This is a genomic window from Streptomyces cyaneochromogenes, assembly GCF_003963535.1.
GTDB classification, from domain to species: Bacteria; Actinomycetota; Actinomycetes; order Streptomycetales; family Streptomycetaceae; genus Streptomyces; species Streptomyces shaanxiensis.
This window is the reverse complement of sequence record NZ_CP034539.1, coordinates 9,033,429-9,056,951: the sequence shown is the minus strand read 5'-3', so window position 1 is coordinate 9,056,951 and position 23,523 is coordinate 9,033,429. Positions and strand designations below refer to the sequence as shown.

Genomic DNA, 23,523 nt, shown 5'->3' with positions numbered 1-23,523 from the left:
GTACGAGGTGGGTCGCGGGGAGCGGGACGCCGGGTTCGTGCGCCCGGGGCATCGATGAACACTATGAACACAATTTTCAGATCGTGGTTCCCCGCCCCGTCGCTCTCTAGCATCGCGCACGGCTCGACGACGCGCCGACGAGGACGAGGAGCAGCGTCTTGGACTGGACGCGAACGCATGCACTGATCCGCAGGTCCGTCCCCTCGCAGGACCGGCGCCGTACGACGCTCGCCGCCCTCCTGGCCGGCGTCCTCACCGTCGGCATCCTCGTCGGCGCGTCGAACGCCCGGGGCGAGACGGCGGAAGCGGCGCACGCGGACTGCCCGACCGGCCTCGTCGGCAAGGCCGACTGCTACACCGGCCGCGACGCGGAAGGCGCCTACTACGCGATCGCCGTACCCCGGGACTGGAACGGCTCCCTCGTCGTGCACGCCCACGGCGGCCCCGATCTCGGTGCCGGGTCCGACCCCGCCCGCAGCCTGGACGACCTGGGCCGCTGGTCGGTGATGGTGAAGGAGGGCTATGCCTGGGCGGGTTCGTCGTATCGCCGGGGCGGCTACGGGACGCGGATGGCCGCCGCCGACACCGAGAGCGTGCGCCGACTGTTCGTCGCGGAGTTCGGCGAGCCGCGGCGCACGTACGTGCACGGCCAGTCGTGGGGCGGGAACGTCGCGGCGAAGGTCGTGGAGAGCTACGGCGGGCGGCACGGGGCGTACGACGGGGCGCTGCTCACCAACGGCGTCCTCGCCGGTGGCTCGCGCGGCTACGACTACCGCGTCGACCTGCGTGTCGTCTACCAGTACTACTGCGGTAACCACCCGCGCCCGACCGAGCCGCGGTACCCGCTGTGGCAGGGGCTGCGCGCCGACTCGACCATGACGGCCGCCGGGCTGCGAGCCCGGCTGCAGGAGTGCACCGGCTACGCGTCGGCGCCCGAGGAGCGGACCGCGCCGCAGCAGCGCAACCTCGACGACATCCTGGCCGTCACGAGGATCCCGGAGCGCAGCCTGGAGTCGCATCTGCGGTTCGCGACCTTCACGTTCCGGGACATCGTGCACGAGCGCCTCGGGGGCCGGAACCCGTTCGGCAACCGGGGTGTCCGCTACTCCGGCTCGCACGACGACGAGGCGCTCAACGCCGGTGTCGAGCGGTTCGCCCCCAACCCCACGGCCGTACGGGATCTGTCCTACGACAGCGATCTCACCGGCAAGGTCTCGATCCCGGTGCTCACGCTGCACGCGATCGACGATCCGACGGCGTTCGTGGAGCACGAGGCGGCGTACCGGGCCACGCTGCGCGGGGCCGGTCGGGCCGGGCAGCTGGTGCAGACGTTCACTCGGGAGCGCGAGCACAGTGAGCTCAGTGATGCCGAGTACGCCGCGTCCGTCGACGCCCTGGACGCGTGGGTGCGCGAGGGGGAGAAGCCCACGCCGGCGTCGGTGGCCGCGTCGTGCGGCCGCTTCGACGAGACGTACGGCACCGGCTGCTTCTACGACACCGGTTTCCGTCCGGATCCGTACGCCTCGCGCGTCGAGCCGCGTCCGGGCGGGCTGCGGTGGCCGGCGATGACGGCCGGTCAGGAGCGGGCGTGGAGCGGGATCGAGGGTGTCGGGATCGCTCCCTGAGCGAGGACGGCCGGGCCGGTCTATCGTCCTGGCATGGGATCCGTACGTGCCGTCCTGATCGACATCGACGGGGTCCTCACCGTCTCCTGGCAGCCGCTGCCGGGGGCGGTCGAGGCGTTGCGGGAGATCCGCGCGGCCGGGCTCGGTGTGGTGCTGGTGACGAACACGACCTCGCGGACGCGGGCGTCGATCGCCCGGACGCTGACGGACGCGGGGTTCGCGGTGTCCGCCGAGGACATCCTGACGGCGCCCGCCGTCACCGCCGCGTATCTCGCCGAGCACTGGCCGGGGGCGCGGTGTGCGCTGCTGAACAGCGGGGACATCGCGGAGGACCTGGGCGGGGTGACCGTCGTCGGCGAGGACGAGGGCGGCGACAGCGCTCCTGACGTCGTGGTGGTCGGGGGTGCCGGGCCCGAGTTCGGCTACGCGGCGCTCAACCGGGCCTTCGGGCACCTCCAGCGCGGGGCGCGCCTGGTGGCCATGCACCGCAATCTCTACTGGCGTACGGACCAGGGGTTGCAGCTCGACACCGGCGCCTTCCTGGTCGGCCTGGAGAAGGCCGCGCGGGTCGAGGCGGAGATCACGGGCAAGCCGTCGGCCGCGTTCTTCGAGGCGGCGCTGGCGCATGTGGGGGTCGGGGCGGACGAGGCGGTGATGGTGGGCGACGACATCGAGTCCGATGTGCTGGCGGCGCAGCGGGCCGGTGTCACGGGCGTGCTGGTGAGGACCGGGAAGTACCTTCCTCAGACGCACCGGGACGCGAGCGGCACCCCCGACCATGTCATCGACTCGTTCGCCGGTCTGCCCGTGCTGCTGGCGGAACTGCCGGGATCCGCACAGCGGTAACCGGGGTGTCAGCGCAGCAGCTGGAGGCCGCCCACGACCGTCGCGGCGATGACGAGCTGCTCGAACAGCCGCTGGTTGATCCGGTGCACGGCCCATTTGCCGATCAGCGCGCCGGGTACGACGAAGATCACGAGGGCGGCGTCGAGCAGGAGCGAGGGGCCGTCGATCAGGCCCAGTCCGGCGCTGAAGGGCACCTTGGAGACGTTGACGATCAGGAAGAAGAAGGCGGAGGTCCCCAGAAATCCGAGCTTCCGGAAGCCGGCCGACAGCAGGTACATGGACATCACCGGGCCGCCCGCGTTGGCGACCATCGTGGTGAAGCCGCCGAGGACACCGTACGAGCGGGCCTTGACCCGGCCGGCCCGGGTGGTGACGGAGTCCGGTTCGTCCTCCTTCTCGGCCGTGCGGCGGCGCCATACCGTGACGGCCGCCATCAGCAGCAGGATCGCGCCGATCGAGGTACGGACGTTCCCGTCGTCCGCCCACACCAGGAACAGCGTGCCGAACACGACACCGGCCGCGACCGCCGGGAACAGGCGCCACAGGGTGGGCCAGTGGGCGTGCCGTCGGTAGGTGAGGACGGCGAGCACGTCACCGGCGATCAGGATCGGCAGGAGGACGCCGGTGGAGGCGCGGGCGGGCAGTACGGCGGCGAAGATCGCCAGGCTGACCGTGTTGGCCCCGCTCACGGCTGTCTTGGAGAAGCCGACGAGCAGGGCCGCGAAGGCGAGCGCGGCGAATTCCCACCCTGTTATGTGCCAGAGGTTCATCGTGTCCATGCGGAGACCGATGGTATGTGCAGACAACAGGTACCTGTAAGAACCGTCTCGCCAGTCGGGAGACCGCTAGTGCCGCTCGACCAGCACCGCGCTCCCCTGCCCCACGCCCACGCACATGGTGGCCAGTCCCCGCTCCGCCCCGGTCCTGCGCATCCGGTGCAGCAACGTCGTGAGGATCCGGGCGCCGGAGCAGCCCAGCGGATGCCCCAGCGCGATCGCGCCGCCGCTCGCGTTGACCAGCTCGGGATCGATGCCGAGCCGGTCGACGCAGGCGAGTGCCTGGGCCGCGAACGCCTCGTTGAACTCGGCCTCCTGGAGGTCGGCGACCGTCCAGTCCGCGCGGGCCAGGACCTTGCGGGTGGCGGGGACCGGGCCGATGCCCATGACATCGGGGTGGACGCCGGCCGAGGCGCCGGCGACGTAGCGGCCGAGGGACTCCAGGCCCAGTTCGTTCAGGGCCTCCTCGCTGACCAGGAGCAGTCCGGCCGCGCCGTCGTTCATCGGTGAGGCGTTGCCCGCGGTGACGCTGCCGCCTGCGCGGAAGACCGGCTTCAGCCGGGACAGCTTCTCGTACGACGTGTCCTCGCGGACGCACTCGTCGCTGTCGACCAGCACCCCGTCCGGGCGCCGCACCGGCAGGATCTCGTCGTCGAAGTGGCCGTTCTTGCGGGCGTCGGCGGCCCGTTGGTGGCTGCGCAGCGCGAACTCGTCCTGCCGCTCGCGCGGGACGCCGTACCGCTCGGCGACCTCCTCGGCCGTCTCGCCCATGGCCAGCAGGCCGTGCAGTTCCTTCATCGCCGGGTTGACCAGGCGCCAGCCGAGCCGGGTGTCGAAGGTCTCGACGCGGTGGGGCAGCGCCTCGTCGGGGCGGGGCAGGACGAAGGGCGCGCGGCTCATGGACTCGGAGCCGCCCGCGAGCACGATGTCGGCCTCGCCGGCCGCGATGGTGCGGGCCGCCGTCGTGACCGCCTCGAGGCCGGACGCGCACAGGCGGTTGACCGTGGCGCCGGGGACCGACTCGGGCAGGCCGGCCAGCAGTGCGGCCATACGGGCGACGTTGCGGTTGTCCTCGCCGGCCTGGTTGGCGGCGCCCCAGTAGACGTCGTCGATACGCGCGGGGTCCAGGGCGGGCACATCCGCGACGAGGCCCCGGATCACGGTCGCGGCGAGGTCGTCGGGCCGTACCGACGACAGTGCTCCGCGGAGTTTGCCGATGGGGGTGCGGCGGGCGGCCGCGAAGTGGACGGGACGCACGACAGGTCTCCTGACCGGGCAGTGTGGATCGGCACCCATTTAATTAGCACCGCTAGTTTTGGACTATAGACCGGACCGCCGCGCTCTGGGAAGACCGACCTGCCGCACCCGCGAAGTCCGACCTCCGCACCTGAGGAGAGTGACCTCCGCACCTGGGGAGAGTGACCTCCACACCTGGGCAAGGCGACCTGCCGCACCTGGGAAGATCCCTCCCGAGCACCTTCACCGACGCAGCCGGAGGGTACGAGAAGACATGGCCGACACCCGTGAGCATGCCCTCGCCGGAAGCCGGGGATCGATCGTCGTACGCGAATGGCCGACCCCTCGGCCCCGGTACGTCGCACTGTTGGCCCACGGCTACGGAGAGCACGTCGGCCGGTACGCCGAGGTGGCGGAGGTCCTCGCAGGCCACGGTGCGGCCGTGTTCGGGCCCGATCATGTCGGACACGGGAAGTCGGCGGGCGAACGGGTGGTGATCGAGGACTTCGAGGACGTGGTCGCCGATGTGCATGCCGTCGCCGAGCTGGCCCGGGCCGCGCATCCGGGCGTACCGGTCGTCATGATCGGGCACTCGATGGGCGGCCTGATCGCGGCCCGTTTCGCACAGCTGCACGGCGCCGAGCTCACCGCCCTCGTCCTGTCCGGGCCCGTCATCGGCGACTGGGAACTGCCCCGGCGCCTGCTCGCCCTCGACACGATCCCCGACACCCCCATCAACCCGGCCGCGCTCTCCCGCGACCCCGAGGTGGGCGCCGCGTACGCGGCGGATCCGCTGGTCTGGCACGGCCCGATGAAGCGGCCGACGGTGGAGGCCTTCGCCCGGATGCTGGACACCGTGTCCGAGAGCGGCGGTATCGGGCGGGTGCCGCTGCTGTGGCTGCACGGCGACGACGACCGCCTGGTCCCACTCCCCGGCAGCCGCACCGGCATCGAGGAGCTGCGCGGAGAGGAGCTGACCAAGCGTGTGTACGCGGGCGCCCGGCACGAGGTGTTCCACGAGACGAACAAGGCGGAGGTTTTCGGGGATCTCATCCAGTTTCTGGACGGAGCGCTCGCCCACTGAGACGCGCCGGGTTTGCACCGGTTCGCGCTGGGCACCCGCGCCCGCATGGAGCCAAGCACCCAGAAGGAGGAGCTCGGTATGACTGTGGTCAGGAGCACGCTCCCCGAACCGGCCCGCCGGGTCGCGGGAGACGCCTTGCAGAGCACCCTCATCGATCTTCTCGGGCTCTCGCTGATCGGGAAGCAGGCGCACTGGAACATCGTGGGCCCGCGCTTCCGCTCGATCCATCTGCAGCTCGACGAGATCGTGTCGGTGGCCCGCTCGTACGCGGACACGGTCGCGGAGCGCTCCGCCGCGCTCGGCGTCCCGCCCGACGGACGGCCGGAGACCATCGCCGCGGCCTACACGCTGCCCGGTCCCAAGGAGGGCTGGGTGCGCGACAACGAGGTCGTCCAGCTGGTCGTGGACACGCTGGAGGCGGCCATCGGACGGCTGCGCGAACGCATCGACGCGACCGCCGAACCGGACCCGGTGACGCAGGACCTGCTGATCGGCATCACGAGCGAGCTGGAGAAGCAGCGCTGGATGTTCGACGCGGAGAACTGGCCACGCGGCGAGTGACACGGCCGTACGCGCAGAACAGCACGCCCTGACGCACAGAGCCCTACCCGGGAGAGGGGCACACCGTGACCGACGCCCTCGAACTCGACACGCTGTGGCAGGACTTCCACCGCGTGGTGAACATGACGTCGCAGGAGCTGGCCGCCTGGCTGCGGGTCAGTGACGCGGACGAGGAGACCGAGCCACTGCCGGACCAGGCCGGCACGCCCACCGGACAGCACGTCCTCGCGATCCTCCAGAAGCGGCGGATGGACCTCACGGACGACGACATCCAGGTGATGTACGACGTCGTGGACACCGTCACCGATGAGGCGGACCTGGAGAACGAACCCGAGCCGGAGCAGACGCGCCGTCGGCATCAGTTGATGACGATCGGCCACGACCCGCTAAGGCCGTGAGCGACGGCAAGCGCGTCGTACGGGAGCTCGTACGCGCGCACGGGCAGACGTTCGCCGAGGAGGCGGGCATCCCACTGAGGAACACCCCGCAGCCCCTGTACCGGCTGCTGGTGCTGGCCCATCTGCTCAGCGCCCGGATCCGCGGCTCGATCGCCGTCGACACCGCCCGCGCCCTGTACGACGCGGGCCTGCGCGACCCGCGCCGCATGGCCGACGCCTCGTGGCAGGAGCGGGTGGATGCGCTGGGCCGGGGCGGCTACCGGCGCTACGACGAGCGCACCGCCACCCAACTCGGGGACGGTGCGACGCTGTTGAGCGAGCGCTGGGGCGGCGACCTGCGGAGGCTGCGGAAGGAGGCGGACGGCGACGTCCCCGAACTGCGCCGCCTGCTCCGGGAGTTCCCCGGCATGGGCCCGGCCGGCGCCGACATCTTCCTGCGCGAGGCCCAGCGGGTCTGGCCGGAAGTGGCACCCTACCTGGACGGCAAGGCCCTCTCGGGCGCCGAGCGGCTCGGTCTGCCCAAGGACCCGGACCGCCTGGCCGCCCTCGCCGGGAACACCGAACCGGCCGTGCTCGCCGCGGCGTTGGTGCGTGCCTCGCTCGACAAGGCGGTGGCCGAAGACAGCCTCCGCCGGGCCGCGTGATCGTGTCAGACTGATCGGACACGCCGCTGTCGAGCAGAGGAGACCCGTGTGACCGGGACCGAGCCGGCCGTACCGCTCATCGACACGAGCAGACCGCATCCGGCGCGCGTCTACGACTGGTTCCTCGGCGGCAAGGACAACTACCCCGTCGACGAGGAACTGGGACGCCGGATCACCGCGATGCAGGGTGGCGACGCCCCGCGGCACGCGCGTGCCAACCGCCGGTTCATGGCTCGGGCCACGCGGGCGGTCGTCCGGGAGACGGGGATCCGCCAGTTCCTCGACGTGGGATCCGGCATCCCGACCGAGCCCAACCTGCACCAGGTCGCCCAGTCCGTCGCCCCGGACGCGCGGGTGGTGTACGTCGACAACGACCCGATCGTCCTCGCTCACGCGGAGGCCCTGCTGAGCGGCACTCCGCAGGGCGCGACCGGGTATGTGCAGGCCGATGCGCGCGAGCCTGAGCGGATCCTCGAACGGGCCGCGACCGTCCTCGACTTCGACCGGCCCGTCGCGCTGTCCCTGATCGCGCTCCTGCACTTCATCGCGGACGACGACGGCGCCCACGACCTCGTGGACACTCTGGTGGGCGCGCTGGCGCCGGGCAGCTGCCTGGTGCTCTCGGCGCTGACGGCGGACTTCGATCCTGAGAACGTCCACCGGGGCGTCGCCGCCTACGCGGCGAGCGGGGTGACGCTCGTGGCCCGTTCGCACGCCGAGACGGGGCAGTTCTTCGAGGGACTCGCACTGCTCGAACCAGGGATCGTCTCCCTGTCGGACTGGCGGCCTGACGCGGACGAGAACGGGGAGAAGGAAGGGCCGGTGTCGCTGTACGGCGCGGTCGGCCTCAAGCGCTGACCCACCCCCGGCTCGGCCGCACCACTGCTCGACCGGAGGACTCCTCGGCCGGAAGACCGCAGCCGGAAGTCTGCTCAGCCGAGCAACCACCCACCGTCCACGGCGAGTTCGACCCCGTTCACCGATCGGTTGCGCAGCAGGAAGTCCACGGCGTCCACCACGTCGCCCATCGTGGCGAGCCGCCCGGTGGGTGTTCTGGCGCGCAACCCGGCCCGCACCTCCTCGGGTTTACCCAGCCAGTACGGGCTGTCCCCCACGACCCCCGGATGCACCGCATTGACCCGTACCGGCGCCAACTCGACCGCGAGGGTGTTCACCAGACCGCCCACCCCCGCGTTGACGGTCGCCACCGTCGTCGCCCCCACATACGGGCGCTCCTTGGCCTGCCCGCCGAACAGCACGATCGCGCTGTCGTCGTGCAGCCGGGGCCGCAGGGTGTGCACGACCTCGGTGTAGCCGACGAGCTTGAGCGTGACGAGCCGCAGGGCGGCGTCGATGTCGTACTCGGCGACCCGGTTGTCGTCGCGGAACACGCCGGCGATCACCAGGTGGTCGACCCGTCCGACGTCGGCCAGCGCGGGAGCGATCTCCCGCGGCCGGGACAGATCGAGGGCGATGCCCCGGGCGGCGCCGGCCTCCTTCGCCAACGTGTCGGCGCGATGCGCGTCCCGCCCCGTGAGCACCACCTCGTCACCTCGCCCCGCTCGGAAGCGGGCGAACTCACGGCCGATCCCGGACGTTCCGCCGACCACCACCACACTGCTCATGACCCCAGGGCCTCCCTCAGGTAGTCCCAGTCCCGCGTGAACCGGTACGAGTGGCGCGACGGCGGCTGCGGTGCCTGCGTCTCCAGCCAACGCACCGGCCCCTCCCCCGCGTTGGCGAATCCGTGCACACATCCCACACCGGCCCAGGCGAGGTCACCCGGCCCGAGCCGGTACCGCTCGCCGTCGAAGGCGGCGTCCACGACGCCCTCCAGGATCAGGTACGTCTCCTCGAAGGGATGGTCGTGCGTGCCCGCGACGCCGTCGGGGGCGTACCGCACCATGAACATGGTCGAGGCGACCGCGCCGAGGTCGCCGTCGACCATCATCTTCACGGTGATGCCGCTGTACACGAGCAGCGCGGTGCGCATGCTCGCCGACACCGCGAGCAGGTCCTGGGACTGCTTGCCGGGGTCCATCTGCGCGGGTTCGAAGTGGCCGAGGGACCGGGTGCGCGGGTCGCGGACGTCGATGCGGACGGGGTCGCGGGCCGGCAGCGCGGGGACGGGCTGGGTGTCGTGGCCGTAGCGGGCGCGCGGCACGGGGGCGAGCATGTCGGCCCAGCTTCCGGCGGTGTCCCCGGCGCCGCGCCAGGCGTGCGGGACGCCGGTCGGGAGGAGGCCGTAGTCGCCCTCTTCGAGGAGGTACGACCCCTCGGGTACGTCGAGGATCACGGCACCGTCGAGCACATGGAAGCTCTCCTCGTACGAGTGCACATGCGCGGCGACCCGGCCGTCGGGCCGTATCTCGCACAGCCCGAAGCCGGTGTGCACGCTGCCGTCGCCCTCGCCCACCAACTCCCGGCGCCGATGGCCGAGTTCGTCGTACAGCGGCTCCGGGACGTCGGCGGCCCGGCGCACCAGGTGTCGGGTCATGCGGCGCTCTTCGCCTCCTTCGCGGCCAGGAGCCGCTCGCGGGACTCCTGGACCAGTCGCCGGGCGCGGTCGACGTCCGCGACGAGCCTGCCGTCGCGCTTGTGGATCACGCCGTCGACGATGACCGTGTCGACGTTGGAGACGTCCGCCGAGAGCGTCACGGCGGCGGCCGCGTCGTGCACCGGGGCGACGTTCAGGGCAGTGGCGTCGATCGCGACGACGTCGGCGCGCTTGCCGGGGGTCAGGGAGCCGGTGCGGTCCTCCAGGCCCGCGACGTGGGCACCGTTGCGGGTGGCGATCTCCAACATTTGACGAGCCGTCAACATGGTTTCGGGAACGGGCAGATTGGCCTTCCAGCAGTCGGCGTTGACGCGGGCCCGCTCGGCGCCGAAGGCCGCGCGGATCTGGGTGAACATGTCGCCGGGCACGGTGGTGACCACGTCGATGCTCAGCGATGGCCGCAGTCCGAACTCGATGGCCTTCATCACGGGCGGCCAGCCGTGCCCCATCTGCACCTCGACCTGCGGCGCGATCGACACCGTGCCGCCGCTGTCGGCGACCATCTGCCACTCCTCGTCACTGAAGTAGCAGCAGTGGATGTAGGTGGTGTCGGCGCCGAGGAGCCCCAGGTCGTGCAGCTGCTTGACCATGCCGAAGCGGCCCGCCAGCCGGCCCATCGCCACATGCACCGTGATCGGGATGTCCAGCTCACGGGCGAGGCCCCACTCCGCGGTGACGACGTCGTTGAGGCAGAAGCCTGGGCCGCGGGTGGCCAGGGCCATGGTCAGCAGGCCGTCGGCGGAGGAGAAGTAGCTGCTGCGGATCCGCCGTACGTCGTCGCCCGGGATCGCGATCTTGCTCTCGAACCAGTAGTCGGCGAGGGAGGTGTTGGCACTGCCGTACGCGTACTGGGCGCGGATGCCGCTCTCCGTGAGGCCCTGGATCGCCGCGTCCGGGTGCTCGGGCGTGTTGTTGATGTGCGACCAGTCGACGAGGGTGGTGATGCCGGCGTTCAGGCACTCCAGCGAGCCCGCGAGGTTGGCCGCGTACACGTCCTCGGGGGTGTACAGCGGTGCGAAGGTGTCGAGGATGTCGACGAAGTAGTCGTCCAGGGTGGCGTCGGGGGCGACGTTGCGGATGGACGCCTCCCAGGTGTGCCGGTGGGTGTCGACGAAGCCGGGGATCACGATCCGGCCGGTCATGTCGAGCACTTCCGCGTCGGCGCTGATCTCCCGCTCCACCGCCGTGATCCTGCCGTCCTCGATGAGGACGTCCCCCTGGGGCAGCTCCCCGACGTCGGGGTCCATCGACAGCACATGCCCGGCTCGCAGGAGTATCCGATCGGTCATCGCCCTTCCTCCCATGGGGTGTTCAGTAAGCGGCGAGTCCGCGTACGGCCGCCACGACCTTGTCGACGGTGGGGATCACGCGCTCCTCCAGCGCGTCGGCGAACGGCAGCGGGACACACTCCCCCGCCACCCGTCTGACCGGCGCGTCCAGCAGTCCGAACCCCTCGTCGGCGACGACCGAGACGAGCGTGGCGCCCCAGCCGCCCTGGTAGGGGTTCTCCTCGACGGTGACGAGCCGCGAGGTCCGCCCGAGCGAGGCCAGCACGGTGGCGACGTCCAGCGGTACCAGGCAGCGCAGGTCGACGACCTCCGCCTCGATGCCCTCGTCGGACAGCAGCTCGGCGGCCTTCAGCGCGACCGGCACCATCGAGGCGAGCGCGACGAGGGTGGCGTCGGCGCCCTCGCGGACGACGGCGGCACGGCCCAGCTCGACGATGTGGCCCGGCGGTGCCGGCGCGCCCTTGGAGGCGAGGAGCCCCTTGTGTTCGAAGAAGACGACCGGGTCGTCGCTGCGGATCGCCGCGGCCATCATGCCGATCACGTCGGCCGGGGTCGCCGGTGCGGCGATCTTCAGCCCCGGGATCGTGAACGCCCAGTTCTCGGTGGCCTGGGAGTGCTGGGCGCCGAAGCCGAGCCCTCCGCCGTTGGCGGTGCGCACGACGAGCGGGACGGTGACCTGACCGCCCGTCATGTAGCGGACCTTCGGGATCTCGTTGGCGAGGTAGTCCCAGCAGCAGGCCAGGAAGTCGGAGAACATGATCTCGGCCACCGGACGCATCCCGGTCATCGCGGCGCCCATGGCGGCCCCCACGATGGCCTGCTCGGAGATGGGCGTGTCCCACACCCGCTCGGGCCCGAACTCCTTGAACAGCCCGACGGTCGTCTTGAACACGCCTCCTGCCTCGCCGATGTCCTCGCCCAGGCAGACCACGGACGGATCGCGCCGCATCTCCCGCGCGATGCCCTCGGCGACCGCCTCCCGGTAGCTGATCACGTCCGCCACGCCGCACCTCCGTCCGCCCATACCTCGGTCAGCGCCTCGTCCGGATCGGGCGGCGGGGCGGCCTTCGCGGCATCGACCGCCCCTTGTACGACGGCACTCGCCCGGTCATCGGCCTCGGCGACCGTCTCGGCCGGTACCCCCATCTCGACCAGCCGCCCGCGCGCGAGGTCCAACGGGTCGTGCTTCAGCCAGCGTTCGACCTCCTCGGCCGGCCGGTAGGTCGCCGGGTCGGCGCGGCTGTGGCCGAAGTGCCGGTAGGTCTGTGCCTCCAGCAGTGCGGGCCCGTCCCCTGCCCGGGCCCGACCCGCCAGCCTGGCCACCGCCTCCTCGACGGCGACGACGTCGTTGCCGTCCACCACCTCGCCCGGGATGCCGTACGCGGGCGCCCGGTCGGCCGCGGGCCTGGCCACGGCCGTGACGTCGGCGATCGGCGTGTACTCCATGTACAGGTTGTTCTCGCAGACGAACAGCACCGGCAGCTTCCACACGGCGGCCAGGTTGAGCGCCTCGTGGAAGGCGCCGATGTTGGTGGCGCCGTCGCCGAAGAACGCGACCGCGACCTGGTCGGTGCCGCGCAGCCTGGCCGACCAGGCGGCGCCGGCGGCCATCGGGAGGTGGGCACCGACGATGGCGTACGAGCCGAGCATGCCGGTGGACGCCTTGGTCAGGTGCATGGAGCCGCCCTTGGCCCGGCACAACCCCGTTGCCCGGCTCATGAGTTCGGCGAGGCACTCCTGCGGGGTGGCGCCCCGCGCCATCGCGTGGTGATGTCCCCGGTAGGTGGCGAAGACGTAGTCGTCGGGGCGCAGGGCGGCGCTCGCGCCGACCGCGATGGCCTCGTGTCCTGCGGCGAGGTGGGTGGTGCCCTTGACCAGGCCCTGGAGGAACAGGTCGTGCGCGGCCTTCTCGGTACGGCGGATGACGGCCATCTGCTCGTAGGCGGCGAGGAGTTCGGCCCGGTCCATCAGCGCAGCCCGTCGCCGTGCGGGGTGTTGAGGTGGGACTGCGACTCACGTCGGGTGTTGAGCTCGCCGCCCACCGTCCAGTACTTGCGGCCCGCCACCAGCAGTTCCTCCGCCGGGAACTTGGTGATGACCTCGCAGCCGTCGGCGGTGACGACCAGTTCCTCCTCGATCCGGGCGGCGGACCAGCCGTCGGCGGCGGGCCAGTAGGTCTCCAGCGCGAAGACCATGCCCTCTTCGAGGACCTCGGGGTGGTCGAGGGAGACGAGCCGGCTGAAGATCGGCTTCTCCCAGATGGACAGGCCGACTCCGTGCCCGTACTGGAGGGCGAAGGCGGCGGTCTCGTCGGCGAAGCCGAACTCCTCGGCGCGCGGCCAGACCTGGACGACGTCGGCGGTGGTGGCGCCGGGGCGGACCAGGGCGATGGCCTGGTCCATGTACTCACGGCAGCGCACGTAGGCATCGCTCTGGGCGCGGGAGGCGCTGCCGACGGCGAAGGTGCGGTAGTAGCAGGTGCGGTAGCCGAGGTGACTGTGCAGGATGTCGAAGAAGGCGGGGTCGCCGGGGCGGATCAGGCGGTCGCTGTAGACGTGCGGGTGGGGTGAACAGCGCTCGCCGGAGATCGCGTTGACGCCCTCGACGTACTCGCTGCCGAGGTCGTACAGCACCTTGCTGACCACGCCTACACACTCGTTCTCGCGCACGCCGGGGCGCAGATGGCCGTACAGCTCCTCGTACGCCGCGTCGACCATCGCGCAGGCCTGGGTGAGCAGGGAGATCTCGTCCGGGGTCTTGAGGCGGCGGGCCTCCAGGAAGACCTGCTGGCCGTCGACGACGTCGAGGCCCTCGGCGCGCAGGGCGGTGAGGATCGGCATCTCGGCGACGTCGATGCCGAGCGGCTCGCCGGCCAGGCCGTGGGCGCGCAGCTCGGTGGCGATCTTCGCGGCGACGTCCTCGGCGATGCCCGCGTCCGGGTGGAAGGCGCCGCGGAGCGTGGAGATGCCGGCGCGGGCGCCGGTGGGCGGGCCCTCCTTGCCGTCGCTGTAGTCGAGCCACGGGTTGTAGAGCTGGTGGTGACGGGCGGCGGAGCCGAAGTCCCAGACGATCGGCTCGGACCCGCGCACCAGCAGGGCGAAGCGGATCAGCTTGTCCATCGCCCAGGTGCCGATGTGCGTGGCCGTCATGTAGCGGATGTTGGCGAAGTCGAAGCTGAGCACCGCGCCCAGCTCGGAGCGGTTCAGGGTCTCGTTGAGGCGGGCCAGCCGCTGCCTGCGCAGCCGGTCCAGGTCGACGCGCTCTTCCCAGTCGACGGCGTTGGGTCCGAATGTGCGGATCGCCATGGCGACCACCCCCACCTCGGAGTGAACGTCCGGGCGCCGCGGGTGTCAAGTACCACTGAACACGCACCAGACGCCCACGGCCGGTACAGGACCATCATTGCGGTAGCGATGCGGGGTCGTCGACTCGAAGCAGACCGCGTCCCCGGGACGCAGTGTGTGCTCCTCGAAACCGAGGGTGAGGATCAGTTCGCCCGAGGTCAGATAGCCGTACTCGGTGCCCGTGTGGCGCATGAGGCCGCCGGAGCTGGAGGAGGCGCCGCCGGGCCGGTAGGTCACCAGCAGGAAGTCCACATCGGTGCCGGGGACATGGCCGAGACGCTCCCATGTGACGCCCGAGTCCAGCTCCAGCACCTCCCGATCGCCCGGCGCCACCAGCGGGCCGATGCGTCGGCCGGGGTCGGCGGCGAAGGCGGCCAGGGCGTGCATGACGGTCCCGGGGACCAGCCGGGACGCGGCAGCGGACTCGCCCGCCTCGAAGAGGGACTCGACGGAGATACCGAGGGCCGTCGTGATGGCGTACAGGGTGCTGACCGAGGGCTGGCTCTTGCCGTTCTCGATCTGCGAGACGAGGCTCGCCGACATGCCGATCTCACGGGCCAGTGCCCGCAGGCTCGTGCCGCGTTCGAGGCGCGCCTGCCGGATGCGCGCGCCGAGAGGCGGAACGGCGGCGGGGGGCATGGACGGCTCCTCTCGACGGGCGGGGCAGGGGCCAGAGGTCGTTCGCTCTCATTGAACAGTAAGGGGGCTGTTCGGTACCACGGCCCGTCAGGACTTCCGTACCGGAAACACCGCCCGCACCTCCCACCCCACCCCACCCCGCCCCGCGGGCCGGCGTGCAGGTCGCCGCCCAGTGCGGTCACCCGCTCCTTGAGGCCGACCAGGCCGAAGCCGCCGCCGTGGGCGGCCGCGGGAAGCTGGGTGCCGCCTCGCCCGTCGTCCGCCACCGACACCTCCAGGCGGCCGGCGTCGTCCCGCAGGCGGACGTCGATGTGCGAGGCGTCGGCCGCGTGGCGGCGGATGTTGGTCAGCGCCTCCTGGACGATCCGGAAGGCCGCGGCCTGCACCTCGTGCGGCAGGTCGTCGCAGACGGCGGGGTCGCGGCGCAGGGTGACGGTGCGGCGCATCGAGGCGAGGGCCTCGGTGGCGGCGGCTCGATGCCGGCCAGGACCGGGGCGAGCTCCTGCGGCTCGGTCCGCGCCATCATGCGGGCCATCTGCGTCTGCACGAGGATCCCGGTGACATGGTGGGCGACGAGGTCGTGCGGGTCGGCGGCGATGGCGACGCGTTCGGCGCGCCGGGTCTCGCTGACGGCGAGCGTCCGCCGGTAGTCCATGGTGCGCAGGTAGACGTTGTCCAGCGTCCAGCTCAAGCCGGCGGCCCGCAATCGCGTCGAGATCGCGGCGTGGGCCTGGCAGAACGGGTACGCGCGGCCCGGCGCGTGAACCGGGCTCCGAGGCGCCGGCGCTGCGGGCGGGGCTCACTCGAACGGTCCGGCGCCGCTGGTGGGCCGTCGGCCGCGGTGGTGCGCTGAGGGACACGCGCCACGTTCTCAGGAGGCACTCCCGATGACCCGTCGTACGTCCCGGCTCGCCCGCGTTCTCTCCTCGGCTCTGGCGGCGGGCGCGCTGCTGACCACCGCCGCCTGCTCGGACAACGGTGACAAGGACGAGTCACGGGATTCGGGCGTCACCGCGTCCCCCGCCGCCAGGAAACAGCCGACCCCCTCGCCGACGGCCACCCTCACCGAGTCCGGTGCGCAGACCGCGCTGATCACCGAGGCGGACATCGAGGACGACTGGACGCAGGTCAAGGACACGGAGGCCGAGAACTGGCACGACTCGCTGCTCATCGGCACGGTCGACGTCTCGGACTTCCTCACCGCCAAGGCCGACGCCGCCGACTGCCAGCAGCTCATGGACTCGCTCTACGACGACGACCTGCTGGGCAAGCCATCGGGAGCGAACGCGCTGCGCGGCTTCACGCAGGACGACTCGCGTCTGCTGTACCAGGTCGCCTCCTACGACCGGAGCGACCCGCAGGACTCGTTGAACTGGATGGCGAAGCTGCCGGACGAGTGCGACCAGTTCACGATGACCGAGGACGGCGAGGAGCGCACCGTCCAGGTGATCGAGACCTCGCTGCCGAAGGTGGGCGACGCCCGGCAGGGTCTGCGCGTGACGGTGCAGGGCACGACCGACGGCGAGCAGGCCACGCTCACCCTGGACGTCGCCGCCGTACGCGTCGGCAACGACGCGATCACCGTCACGGCGGGCGGCCTCGACGGGGACGAGCACGACTCAGTCGAGCAGGCGGTGAAGCTGGGCACCCAGCGACTGCAGGACGTGCTGGCCGGGAAGTCGCCGGCCGCGACGCCCAGCGAGATCGAGTGACGGATCCGCGGCAGTCCTCCCGCCGCACGCCAACGGCCGTACCCGCTCTGCCGATTCCCGGGACACCGTGATCAACGGAGCGGCACAATGGCGGCGATGGCCGGTTTCGGTCGTGCGTGCGTGCGAGGAGAGGACAAGTCGTGAGCGATGGCCACACCCCGTCGGGCGGGTCGGCGAAGCTGAACACCGGGGTGGCGCACAACGCGCGCGTGTGGAACTACTGGATCGGCGGCAAGGACAACTACGAGGTCGACCAGCAGGTCGGCGAGCATGTCGCCGGGATGTTCCCGATCATCCGGGACATCGCCCGCGCGGACCGCGACTTCCTCGGCCGGGCGGTGCGCTTCGTGGCCGAGGAGCGGGGCGTACGGCAGTTCCTGGACATCGGCACCGGGCTGCCGACGGCGGAGAACACCCACGAGATCGCCCAGCGTGTCGCGCCCGACTCACGGATCGTGTACGTCGACAACGACCCGATCGTGCTCGTGCACGCCCGCACCCTGCTCACCGGCACCCGCGAGGGCGTCACCGCGTACATCGACGCCGATGTGCACGACCCGGACGCCATCGTCGAACGCGCCGGGCAGACGCTGGACTTCACCGAGCCGGTCGCGGTGATGATGCTGGGCATCCTCAACTTCGTCCTGGACTACGACAAGGCCCGCGAGATCGTGCGGCGTGTCCTGGCCGCGGTCCCCTCCGGCAGCCTCCTGGTGCTGACGCACCCGACGTTCGACTCCGAGCTCGGCGGCGAGGGCCAGATCCCGGCGATGAAGTTCTGGAACGAGAACGCCACGCCGCCGATCACGGCCCGCAGCGGCGCCGACATCGCCGCGTTCTTCGAGGGTCTGGAGCTGCTGGAGCCGGGCATGGTGTCCTGCTCGCAGTGGCGCGCCCCCGGCTCCCCCGCTCCGGTGCCGCAGTACGGCGCGGTGGCCGTGAAACCCTGACGCCCAGCAGGGACCGCACGACCCGGACCGAACCGGCAGGGACAGCACCGGCGCGGTCCGGCCGAGTTCGTCGAGGAGACCGTATGACCACCCTTGCCGACCCCGTACCGGGAGGGCGTCCCGGTGACGTCGAGCGGGCCACCGCGCTGAGCGGGGAGCTGTCCGGGCGGGGCGTGCACGGGATCGTCCTGGCGTACGTCGACACGGCCGGCGTCGGCCGCGTGAAGACGGTCCCGACGGGGAAGCTCGCCTCGGCGGCGGCGTGGGGCGTCGGCATGTCGCCGGTGTTCGACACGTTCCTCGCGAACGACTCCATCGTCACCACCGACGTCCTGGGCTCCCCGGACGGCGACCTGCGTCTCTATCCGGACCTGGACCACCTGGTGGAGCTGGCCGGGCAGCCCGGCTGGGCGTGGGCGCCGGTCGACCGGATCACGCAGGAGGGCGAGCGGCATCCCGGGTGCAGCCGTACTTTTCTGCGGCGGATGGTCCAGGAGACCGCCGAGCGCTACGGGATCAGCTTCCGGGCGAGCATCGAGATCGAGTGGGCCGTCGCCCAACCACCCGGCGTCGACGGCGCGTTCGTGCCCGCGGTCACCGGACCGGCGTACGGCGCCACCCGCCAGGTCGAGTTGAGCGACTGCGCCGCGGATCTGCTGGCGGCGCTCGCACGGCAGGGTGTGGAGGTCGACCAGCTCCATCCCGAGTACGCGGCCGGGCAGTTCGAGCTGTCGGTGAGCGCGCTCGACCCGGTGGCGGCGGCCGACCGCAGCGTGCTGGTGCGGCAGACCATCCGCGCGGTGGCTCAGCGCCACGGGCTCGCGGCCTCCTTCGCGCCGGCGGTCCTCGGGCAGGGCGTCGGCAACGGCGGCCATGTCCACCTCTCCGCGTGGCGCGACGGCGTCAATCTGCACACGGGCGGTGCCCGCCGCCACGGCATGCGGCCCGAGGCCGAGTCCTTCGCGGCCGGCATCCTCACCCACCTGCCCGCCCTCACAGCGGTGACGGCGCCGAGCCCGGCCAGCTATCTGCGGCTCAAACCATCCCAGTGGGCCGGGGTGTTCACCGCGTGGGGCCGGGAGACGAGGGAAGCGGGCCTGCGCGTCGTCACCGGCACGGCGGGCCACCGCGACCAGGCGGCCAATCTGGAGATCAAGCCGGTGGACCTGGCCGCCAACCCGTACCTCGCGCTGGGCTGCCTGATCGCCGCCGGGCTGGACGGACTGACGTCGGGCGCGCGGTTGCCCGAGGAGATCACCGGAGATCCGGCGCAGCTCGGTGCGCAGGACGCGGCGGCCCGCGGCGTCCGACGGCTGCCGGCCTCGCTGGGCGAGGCGGTCGAGGAGTTCCGTACGGACGAGCCGCTGCGGGCCGCGCTGGGCCCGGTCCTCGCCGACGCCGTGATCGCCGTACGCCAGGGCGAACTGGCCGCCGTCGCCGGGCTGGACGACGACCGGGTGGCGGCGGCCTACCGCTGGAAGTACTGACATGGGCGCCACCGGCCCGGTCCACGAGGCGCTCGCGGCACTGCCGCTGGTGGACCATCACTGCCACGGCGTGGTCACCGCCGACCTGGACCGCGACGGCTTCGAGTCCCTGCTCACCGAGGGCGAACCCTGGCCCGGCATCTCGCCCTTCGACACCCCGGCCGGCGTGGCCGTACGCCGCCACTGCGCACCCCTGCTCGATCTGCCGCGCCACGCCGCCGCAGACGCGTACCTGGCCCGGCGCGCGGAACTCGGCGTCCGCGAGGTGAACCGCCGGTTCCTGGCAGCCGCCGGAACCGAGGTGTTCTGCGTCGACACCGGGTACACCCCGCACCCCATCACCACGCCCGGGGAACTGGCGGAGACCGCCGACGGGACCGCGTACGAGGTCGTACGGCTGGAATCGGTCGCCGAAGCGGTGGCGGCCGAGGGGATCGAGCCCGACGCCTACGCCACCGCCTTCCGCACGGCCGCCGAGGAGGCCGTACGGCGTTCGGGCGCCGTGGCCGTGAAGTCCGTGGCCGCGTACCGCACCGGCTTCGACCTGGACCCGGCGCGCCCGGCGGACGCGCTGGTCACCGAGGCCGCCCGGCTCTGGATGGCGGAGGGCGGCCGGCTGGCCGACCCGGTCCTGATACGGCACCTGCTGTGGACGGCCGTGGACCTGGGGCTCCCCCTGCAGATCCACACCGGATTCGGCGACAACGACATCCGGCTGCACCGGGTGGACCCCACCCACCTCACGGACTGGCTGCATCTTTCCAAGGGCACGATCCCCGTCCTGCTCCTGCACTGCTGGCCGTACCAGCGGCAGGCCGCCTATCTTGCCGCGGTGTTCGAGCAGGTGTACCTGGACGTGGGCCTCACCCTGCACCACGTCGGCCCCGCCCGGTCCCGGGCGATCCTGGCGGAGGCCCTGGAGATCACCCCGTTCCGCAAGCTGCTGTACAGCTCGGACGCGTATGGTCTGGCGGAGTTCTACCGGCTTGGCGCGCTGGCGTTCCGCCAGGGCCTGGGCGACCTGCTCCAGGACCGGGTGGACGCCGACGAACTGAGCCTGCCGGACGCGCTGCGGATCGCGGCGTGGACGGCCGGCGACAACGCCCGCCGCCTCTACGGACTGCCCGCCACCGAACCCGCCCCTTCTCCCGCTCCCCCTGCCGCTCCCGCCCCCGCTCCCGAATCCCGTCAGCCCCGCGACTGAGCGGTCGCAATTCCCGGAAAGTATGATCAAGCAATGTCTGACATGACCGAAACCACGCCCGGCTGGCTGTCCTCCGACGAGCTGGAGATGGCCCGCGCGCGCATGCCGATCCTGTACGTCGAGGCCGTGCCCGTGCGCGTCGACGACAGCGGCGAGGTCACCAGCATCGGCCTCCTGCTGCGCATCGGAGCGGACGGAACGGTCAGCCGGACGCTGGTCTCCGGCCGCGTGCTGCACCACGAGCGCGTCCGTGACGCCCTGCTGCGCCACCTGGAGAAGGACCTCGGCCCGATGGCGCTCCCCCGCGTCCCGACCTCGCTGCAGCCGTTCACCGTCGCGGAGTACTTCCCGACGCAGGGCATCACGGCGTACCACGACCCGCGCCAGCACGCGGTCTCCCTCGCGTACGTCGTCCCGGTCACCGGCGACTGCCGGCCCCGCCAGGACGCCCTCGACCTGGTCTGGTTCAGCCCGCAGGAGGCACTGTCTCCGGCGGTGCAGAGCGAGATGCCGGGCGGGCACGGAGTGCTGCTGAGGCAGGCGCTGGCGCATGTGGGCGTCGTGATCTGACCCTCGGAGGAGGACGCGGGACATGTCCGTCGTAACGGCCGGCGCCGGGGATCCGCGAGGGTCTCCGGCGCCGGCCGACAGCACGGCGGGGCGCACCGCACAGCGGTAAGCGCGCCCCCGCGAGCCCTCCCCGTCAGTCCGGACGGCCCACCGCACCCACGATCAGTGCCTCGAGCTGCTGCGCGACCCGGTCCAGGGGCCGCATGCTGCGCTCGGCGCGGCTCATGGCGATCGCGCCCTCGACGGATGCCACGATCAGGGCCGCCAGCCCCGGCGCCTGCTCGGGGTCGGCCCCGTGCGCGCACAGCGTCTCGACGAGCAGCCGCTCCCACTCCTGGAAGGCCTCGGCGGCGGCGACCAGGGCCGGCGAGAGCTCGTCGGCCGCAGGCTCCTCGACGGAGACCGCCAGCACGGGACAGCCGGCGCGGAAGTCGCTCTCGACGACGATGCCGCGCCACAGCGCCAGGAACGCGCGCAGCCCGGCGACCGGGCCGGCGTCCAGTTCCTTCTGCAGGATCCCGGCGACCGCCGTACCCGCGTACCGCACCGCCTCGGTGGCCAGCTGCTGCTTGCCCTCGGGGAAGTAGTGGTACGTCGAGCCGAGCGGCGCCTTCGCATGCTTGGCGACCTCCCGGATGCTCGCGGCGTTCAGGCCACGTCTGCTGATCAGGTCCGCCGCCCCGGCCACGATGCGGTCACGCGACGGCGCGCTGGATTTGGCCAAGACCGCAACTCCCCTCTGACTATAACACTCGTAATACTCTAGCCTGACCTTCTCTTATAACGACTGTTATAGACAGCCGCAGGGCACGAGAGGAGACTTCGTCATGCCGATGATCCGGCTCACCGTCCCGTCAGGTTCCCTGACCGAGGAGGGCCGCAGGACCGTCCAGCGGGACCTCGCCGCCGCACTGCTGCACTGGGAGGGCGCGCCCGGCACCGAGTTCTTCCGCGCCCAGGCGTGGAGCTACCTCGTCGAGCTGCCCGAGGGGGCACAGACCACCGCTGAGGACGACGCGCCCCGCTTCCTGGTGGAGGTGACGGTCCCGCAGGGCGCGCTGTCCGAGCGGCGCAAGGCCGGCCTGGTCGAGGAGGCGACCCAGACGGTGCTCGACGCGGCCGGGCTCGACCGGGCCGACGCCCTGCGGGTGTGGGTGCTGGTGCACGAACAGGCCGACGGCACCTGGGGCGCGGGCGGGTCTGTCATCCGGTACGCCGACCTCGTGGCCCTGGCGAAGGGGCAGCAGGCCGATGCGTGAACTGACCTACGTCGCCCGGCACACGGTCGAATGGCGCGAGGCGCCCGACCCGAAGCTCCGGTCGGACCAGGAGGCGATCGTCGCCCCGGTGGCCACGACGTCCTGTGACGTCGACTCGGCGATCCTGGCCGGGCACGGTTTCCTGGACCCGCCGTTCGCCCTCGGTCACGAGTGCGTGGCCCGGGTCGTGGAGACCGGCGACGCCGTCACGACCGTGGCTCCGGGCGATCTCGTGGTGGTCCCCTGGTCCGTCAACTGCGGCTCCTGCGAACACTGTCGCGCCGGACTGACCGCGCACTGCACGGCCGTACCGCACATGGCGATGTACGGCGCACCGATCGGCGGCAACTGGGGCGGGCTCTTCTCCGACCTGGTCCGGGTGCCGTGGGCGGACGCCATGCTGGTGACGCTGCCCGGCGATCTGGACCCGGTCGCCATGGCGTCGGCCAGTGACAACTGGTCACTGTCCTGGCGTCTGGTGGCGCCCCACCTCAAGCAGCGGCCCGGAGCCCGGGTCCTGGTCGTCGCCCGTGGCAGCATCGGCCTGTACGTGTGCGACATCGCCCGCGCGCTCGGCGCCTCCGAGGTGCTGTACGTCGATCCCGACCCCGCGCACCGCGAGCTCGCCCGCGGCTTCGGCGCCGCCACCGCCGAGGCACTGGAGCCCGTCCGGCACGGCTTCGACATCGCCGTCGAGGCCACAGGGCGGGTCGAGCAGCTCACCCTGGCCGCCAAGTCCCTTGCCCCGGAAGGCATTTGCGAGTCCGCGGGCAACCACTTCCGTCCCGGCGAGCTGCCGCTGCTCGACATGTACCTCACCGGCGTCACGCTGCGCATCGCCCGGGACAACGTCCGCGGCCACATCCCCGACGCCCTCGAACTCGCCCGCTCCGGCAAGGTCGACCCCCGACGGGTCGTCTCCCACGTCTTCGACTGGGAGCAACTCCCCGACGCCCTGCCCGAGAAGCACCTCAAGCCCGTCTTCGTCCGCGAGGGCGCCTGACCGAGAAACACGATGAACGCACCACCCACCGAGCCCCCGTCGACGATCACCGAGAACCTGGACCACCAGCGGGCGGCGATCGCCGCACTGGGCCACGAACTGCGCGCCCTGGTCGAAGCCACCGTCCGTACCGCCGCCCCGGCCGAGACCCTCCACCGCATGACGGACGACGGACAGCACTTGAAGGTCGTCCGGGCGCGGGACATCAGCGAGGGCCAGAGCGCGACCGTCGGGCTGCGCTCCGAGCGCATCACGCCGAGAACCCCGTCCGCCACCAGGGCGAGGAGATCAACCTGCTGATCCGGCCCGAGGACTGCCTGCTGTACTCGGCAACGGCCT

25 protein-coding genes and 2 pseudogenes are annotated in these 23,523 nt (G+C 71.8%); 16 read left to right on the top strand and 11 right to left on the bottom strand.

Going from position 1 to position 23,523, the window contains the following annotated elements; all coding sequences use genetic code 11:
• Window positions 1-158: 158 nt before the first annotated feature.
• Together EJ357_RS40895 and EJ357_RS40890 are read left to right on the top strand one after the other, a co-directional pair.
• Window positions 159-1,625 (top strand): hypothetical protein, encoded by a 1,467-nt coding sequence (locus EJ357_RS40895; RefSeq protein WP_175647700.1) that lies wholly within the window; start codon window positions 159-161, stop codon window positions 1,623-1,625.
• A 33-nt stretch (window positions 1,626-1,658) separates the two neighbouring features.
• Window positions 1,659-2,471 (top strand): HAD-IIA family hydrolase, encoded by an 813-nt coding sequence (locus EJ357_RS40890; protein WP_126396887.1) that lies wholly within the window; start codon window positions 1,659-1,661, stop codon window positions 2,469-2,471.
• Between the two features lie 8 nt (window positions 2,472-2,479).
• Here EJ357_RS40890 and EJ357_RS40885 read toward each other — a convergent pair whose 3' ends face one another.
• The gene (locus EJ357_RS40885; RefSeq protein WP_126396885.1) at window positions 2,480-3,250 is read right to left on the bottom strand and encodes a sulfite exporter TauE/SafE family protein; all 771 of its coding nucleotides are present in this window, start codon (window positions 3,248-3,250) and stop codon (window positions 2,480-2,482) included.
• Between the two features lie 66 nt (window positions 3,251-3,316).
• Complete coding sequence (locus EJ357_RS40880) at window positions 3,317-4,504, bottom strand: thiolase family protein (protein WP_126396883.1); 1,188 nt, start codon at window positions 4,502-4,504, stop codon at window positions 3,317-3,319.
• Between the two features lie 253 nt (window positions 4,505-4,757).
• Here EJ357_RS40880 and EJ357_RS40875 point away from each other — a divergent pair, with 253 nt between their 5' ends.
• The 5 genes from EJ357_RS40875 (at window position 4,758) to EJ357_RS40855 (ending at window position 8,028) form a co-directional block, all read left to right on the top strand.
• Window positions 4,758-5,567: an alpha/beta hydrolase gene (locus EJ357_RS40875; RefSeq protein WP_126396881.1), complete on the top strand. Its 810-nt coding sequence runs from the start codon at window positions 4,758-4,760 to the stop codon at window positions 5,565-5,567.
• A 78-nt stretch (window positions 5,568-5,645) separates the two neighbouring features.
• A complete protein-coding gene (locus tag EJ357_RS40870) occupies window positions 5,646-6,128 on the top strand; it encodes a Dps family protein (RefSeq protein WP_126396879.1) in 483 nt (160 codons plus the stop codon).
• Between the two features lie 65 nt (window positions 6,129-6,193).
• Window positions 6,194-6,526 carry a DUF3140 domain-containing protein gene (locus EJ357_RS40865; protein WP_126396876.1) on the top strand — a complete coding sequence of 111 codons (333 nt, stop codon included), beginning with the start codon at window positions 6,194-6,196 and terminating at the stop codon, window positions 6,524-6,526.
• Entirely contained in the window at window positions 6,523-7,170 is a 648-nt protein-coding gene (locus EJ357_RS40860; RefSeq protein ID WP_126396874.1) for an HhH-GDP family DNA glycosylase, read from the top strand. The genes EJ357_RS40865 and EJ357_RS40860 overlap by 4 nt, the downstream gene beginning before the upstream one ends.
• Window positions 7,171-7,218: 48 nt before the next feature.
• Window positions 7,219-8,028, top strand: a complete 810-nt coding sequence (locus tag EJ357_RS40855) for an SAM-dependent methyltransferase (RefSeq protein ID WP_126396872.1) — start codon at window positions 7,219-7,221, stop codon at window positions 8,026-8,028.
• Between the two features lie 74 nt (window positions 8,029-8,102).
• Here the strand turns inward: EJ357_RS40855 and EJ357_RS40850 are convergent, their stop codons facing one another.
• The 8 genes and pseudogenes from EJ357_RS40850 to EJ357_RS40815 all read right to left on the bottom strand — a co-directional run.
• A complete protein-coding gene (locus EJ357_RS40850; protein WP_126396870.1) occupies window positions 8,103-8,795 on the bottom strand; it encodes an SDR family NAD(P)-dependent oxidoreductase in 693 nt (230 codons plus the stop codon).
• Window positions 8,792-9,667, bottom strand: coding sequence for a cupin domain-containing protein (locus tag EJ357_RS40845; protein ID WP_126396868.1), 876 nt, complete (start codon window positions 9,665-9,667; stop codon window positions 8,792-8,794). Before EJ357_RS40845 ends, EJ357_RS40850 begins: the two co-directional genes overlap by 4 nt.
• Window positions 9,664-11,016 carry an amidohydrolase family protein gene (locus EJ357_RS40840; protein WP_126396866.1) on the bottom strand — a complete coding sequence of 451 codons (1,353 nt, stop codon included), beginning with the start codon at window positions 11,014-11,016 and terminating at the stop codon, window positions 9,664-9,666. Before EJ357_RS40840 ends, EJ357_RS40845 begins: the two co-directional genes overlap by 4 nt.
• Window positions 11,017-11,038: 22 nt before the next feature.
• Window positions 11,039-12,019 (bottom strand): alpha-ketoacid dehydrogenase subunit beta, encoded by a 981-nt coding sequence (locus EJ357_RS40835; RefSeq protein WP_126396864.1) that lies wholly within the window; start codon window positions 12,017-12,019, stop codon window positions 11,039-11,041.
• Complete coding sequence (locus EJ357_RS40830; protein ID WP_126396863.1) at window positions 12,007-12,984, bottom strand: thiamine pyrophosphate-dependent dehydrogenase E1 component subunit alpha; 978 nt, start codon at window positions 12,982-12,984, stop codon at window positions 12,007-12,009. Before EJ357_RS40830 ends, EJ357_RS40835 begins: the two co-directional genes overlap by 13 nt.
• Complete coding sequence (locus EJ357_RS40825; RefSeq protein ID WP_126396861.1) at window positions 12,984-14,321, bottom strand: M24 family metallopeptidase; 1,338 nt, start codon at window positions 14,319-14,321, stop codon at window positions 12,984-12,986. Before EJ357_RS40825 ends, EJ357_RS40830 begins: the two co-directional genes overlap by 1 nt.
• Before the next feature lie 45 nt (window positions 14,322-14,366).
• On the bottom strand, window positions 14,367-14,999 hold the full coding sequence (locus EJ357_RS40820) for a helix-turn-helix domain-containing protein (RefSeq protein ID WP_126396859.1): 633 nt from the start codon (window positions 14,997-14,999) through the stop codon (window positions 14,367-14,369).
• 87 nt (window positions 15,000-15,086) lie between these two features.
• A pseudogene (locus tag EJ357_RS40815) lies at window positions 15,087-15,666 on the bottom strand (sensor histidine kinase); the annotation flags it as partial.
• Between the two features lie 4 nt (window positions 15,667-15,670).
• Here EJ357_RS40815 and EJ357_RS40810 point away from each other — a divergent pair.
• The 6 genes and pseudogenes from EJ357_RS40810 to EJ357_RS40785 all read left to right on the top strand — a co-directional run.
• Window positions 15,671-15,763: pseudogene (locus tag EJ357_RS40810) on the top strand (DNA-binding response regulator); the annotation flags it as partial.
• A 123-nt stretch (window positions 15,764-15,886) separates the two neighbouring features.
• The gene (locus EJ357_RS40805; protein ID WP_126396858.1) at window positions 15,887-16,711 is read left to right on the top strand and encodes a hypothetical protein; all 825 of its coding nucleotides are present in this window, start codon (window positions 15,887-15,889) and stop codon (window positions 16,709-16,711) included.
• A 140-nt stretch (window positions 16,712-16,851) separates the two neighbouring features.
• The gene (locus EJ357_RS40800; protein WP_126396856.1) at window positions 16,852-17,661 is read left to right on the top strand and encodes an SAM-dependent methyltransferase; all 810 of its coding nucleotides are present in this window, start codon (window positions 16,852-16,854) and stop codon (window positions 17,659-17,661) included.
• Between the two features lie 83 nt (window positions 17,662-17,744).
• Window positions 17,745-19,148: a type I glutamate--ammonia ligase gene (locus tag EJ357_RS40795; protein WP_126396854.1), complete on the top strand. Its 1,404-nt coding sequence runs from the start codon at window positions 17,745-17,747 to the stop codon at window positions 19,146-19,148.
• 1 nt (window position 19,149) lies between these two features.
• Window positions 19,150-20,352 carry an amidohydrolase family protein gene (locus EJ357_RS40790; protein ID WP_126396852.1) on the top strand — a complete coding sequence of 401 codons (1,203 nt, stop codon included), beginning with the start codon at window positions 19,150-19,152 and terminating at the stop codon, window positions 20,350-20,352.
• A 42-nt stretch (window positions 20,353-20,394) separates the two neighbouring features.
• Window positions 20,395-20,922 (top strand): NUDIX hydrolase family protein, encoded by a 528-nt coding sequence (locus EJ357_RS40785; protein WP_175647881.1) that lies wholly within the window; start codon window positions 20,395-20,397, stop codon window positions 20,920-20,922.
• Window positions 20,923-21,055: 133 nt separating this feature from the next.
• On the opposite strand, the gene EJ357_RS40780 is transcribed toward EJ357_RS40785, so the two are convergent.
• Window positions 21,056-21,646: a TetR/AcrR family transcriptional regulator gene (locus EJ357_RS40780; protein WP_126396848.1), complete on the bottom strand. Its 591-nt coding sequence runs from the start codon at window positions 21,644-21,646 to the stop codon at window positions 21,056-21,058.
• Between the two features lie 103 nt (window positions 21,647-21,749).
• Between EJ357_RS40780 and EJ357_RS40775 the strand changes: the two genes are divergently transcribed.
• From EJ357_RS40775 to EJ357_RS40765, 3 genes are read left to right on the top strand one after another with little or no spacing between them, the layout of a single operon-like run.
• On the top strand, window positions 21,750-22,181 hold the full coding sequence (locus tag EJ357_RS40775) for a tautomerase family protein (protein ID WP_126396846.1): 432 nt from the start codon (window positions 21,750-21,752) through the stop codon (window positions 22,179-22,181).
• Window positions 22,174-23,184: a zinc-dependent alcohol dehydrogenase gene (locus EJ357_RS40770; RefSeq protein ID WP_126396844.1), complete on the top strand. Its 1,011-nt coding sequence runs from the start codon at window positions 22,174-22,176 to the stop codon at window positions 23,182-23,184. Before EJ357_RS40775 ends, EJ357_RS40770 begins: the two co-directional genes overlap by 8 nt.
• Before the next feature lie 12 nt (window positions 23,185-23,196).
• A complete protein-coding gene (locus EJ357_RS40765) occupies window positions 23,197-23,484 on the top strand; it encodes a hypothetical protein (protein ID WP_126396842.1) in 288 nt (95 codons plus the stop codon).
• The last annotated feature ends 39 nt before the right edge of the window (window positions 23,485-23,523 follow it).

Excerpts from the sequence above, each read along its gene's own strand:
- EJ357_RS40890 (WP_126396887.1), top strand. The coding sequence starts at position 1,659 with ATGGGATCCGTACGTGCCGTCCTGATCGACATCGACGGGGTCCTCACC.
- EJ357_RS40885 (WP_126396885.1), bottom strand. The coding sequence starts at position 3,250 with ATGGACACGATGAACCTCTGGCACATAACAGGGTGGGAATTCGCCGCG.
- EJ357_RS40875 (WP_126396881.1), top strand. The coding sequence starts at position 4,758 with ATGGCCGACACCCGTGAGCATGCCCTCGCCGGAAGCCGGGGATCGATC.
- EJ357_RS40870 (WP_126396879.1), top strand. The coding sequence starts at position 5,646 with ATGACTGTGGTCAGGAGCACGCTCCCCGAACCGGCCCGCCGGGTCGCG.
- EJ357_RS40850 (WP_126396870.1), bottom strand. The coding sequence starts at position 8,795 with ATGAGCAGTGTGGTGGTGGTCGGCGGAACGTCCGGGATCGGCCGTGAG.
- EJ357_RS40845 (WP_126396868.1), bottom strand. The coding sequence starts at position 9,667 with ATGACCCGACACCTGGTGCGCCGGGCCGCCGACGTCCCGGAGCCGCTG.
- EJ357_RS40840 (WP_126396866.1), bottom strand. The coding sequence starts at position 11,016 with ATGACCGATCGGATACTCCTGCGAGCCGGGCATGTGCTGTCGATGGAC.
- EJ357_RS40830 (WP_126396863.1), bottom strand. The coding sequence starts at position 12,984 with ATGGACCGGGCCGAACTCCTCGCCGCCTACGAGCAGATGGCCGTCATC.
- EJ357_RS40825 (WP_126396861.1), bottom strand. The coding sequence starts at position 14,321 with ATGGCGATCCGCACATTCGGACCCAACGCCGTCGACTGGGAAGAGCGC.
- EJ357_RS40820 (WP_126396859.1), bottom strand. The coding sequence starts at position 14,999 with ATGCCCCCCGCCGCCGTTCCGCCTCTCGGCGCGCGCATCCGGCAGGCG.
- EJ357_RS40805 (WP_126396858.1), top strand. The coding sequence starts at position 15,887 with ATGACCCGTCGTACGTCCCGGCTCGCCCGCGTTCTCTCCTCGGCTCTG.
- EJ357_RS40795 (WP_126396854.1), top strand. The coding sequence starts at position 17,745 with ATGACCACCCTTGCCGACCCCGTACCGGGAGGGCGTCCCGGTGACGTC.
- EJ357_RS40790 (WP_126396852.1), top strand. The coding sequence starts at position 19,150 with ATGGGCGCCACCGGCCCGGTCCACGAGGCGCTCGCGGCACTGCCGCTG.
- EJ357_RS40785 (WP_175647881.1), top strand. The coding sequence starts at position 20,395 with ATGACCGAAACCACGCCCGGCTGGCTGTCCTCCGACGAGCTGGAGATG.
- EJ357_RS40775 (WP_126396846.1), top strand. The coding sequence starts at position 21,750 with ATGCCGATGATCCGGCTCACCGTCCCGTCAGGTTCCCTGACCGAGGAG.
- EJ357_RS40770 (WP_126396844.1), top strand. The coding sequence starts at position 22,174 with ATGCGTGAACTGACCTACGTCGCCCGGCACACGGTCGAATGGCGCGAG.
- EJ357_RS40765 (WP_126396842.1), top strand. The coding sequence starts at position 23,197 with ATGAACGCACCACCCACCGAGCCCCCGTCGACGATCACCGAGAACCTG.